Source organism: Chrysanthemum yellows phytoplasma (assembly GCF_000803325.1).
Lineage (GTDB): Bacteria > Bacillota_I > Bacilli_A > Acholeplasmatales > Acholeplasmataceae > Phytoplasma > Phytoplasma asteris.
This window is the reverse complement of record NZ_JSWH01000055.1, coordinates 1-968: the sequence shown is the minus strand read 5'-3', so window position 1 is coordinate 968 and position 968 is coordinate 1. Positions and strand designations below refer to the sequence as shown.

The window sequence follows — 968 nt, the reverse complement described above, 5'->3', positions numbered from 1 at the left end:
TTTAATAATGCATATGATGTAAAACATATTGCTCAATGGTTTAATACTGAAGAAAATTTTGTATCTAAAATTAAAGGTAGATTTAGTGATGCATTGATGTATATGATTCACGCTAATAGAACTGATAAACATCAATATGATGAAAGAGAAGTAGTTAGTGATTTCGATTGGAAATCTGAAGCACAACAAGATATTTTCCTTCGTAAATATAAAATAGATACTCGTTTAAAAGACATCTTAACTAAAATTCATTCAGGAGAAATAAAAGAGTACAACATCACTAACTACATTTCTATTATAGAACATAATATCTATTCTGCAGCAATAGAAAAAGCATTTAAGTATAGAACTAATACTTTGAAAGGAATTGAAAGAAACATGGAATGTGTTTTTATCACTGGTATGAGTGGTTCAGGTAAAACTACTCTTGCCAAAAAAATAGCCAAAGAGAAAAATTATCAAACTTATATTTCATCTGGTAGTAATGATGTTTTAGATGATTATCAAGGTCAAGAATGTATTATTTTAGATGATCTACGTTCTAATTGTTTAGGGTTAACAGATTTATTAAAAATGTTAGATAATAATACTTCATATAGTGTTAAATCTCGTTATAAAAATAAAGTATTAGAATGTAAATTAATTATTATTACTACTGTTAAAAGCATTGATGATTTCTTTGAAGATATTTTTAAAAAAGATGAAAGCATTATTCAATTAAAACGTCGTTGTAAATTACACATTAGTTTAGATTCTAAATATATTTCTTATAGCATGTGGAATCCAGTAAAAATGGAATATGAAAAACCTTTCAAAAAACCTAATAATTTATTAAACAAATTTCAAATAAAAGCATTAAGTAAAAAAGAACAAAAAGAGTTTATTAAAAAAATAACTAACATAGATTTAGATGAAGATTAAATTAAAGAAAAGAGTGTTATATTATGTTTTATAAATTATATCAAAAA

General features: G+C 23.8%; 1 protein-coding gene. It reads left to right on the top strand.

All coding sequences use genetic code 11. From position 1 onward, the window contains the following. Positions 1-921, top strand: a 921-nt coding sequence (locus OL66_RS00840) for an NB-ARC domain-containing protein (protein ID WP_034172080.1), incomplete at its 5' end; no start/stop codon positions are given. Positions 922-968: the final 47 nt, after the last annotated feature.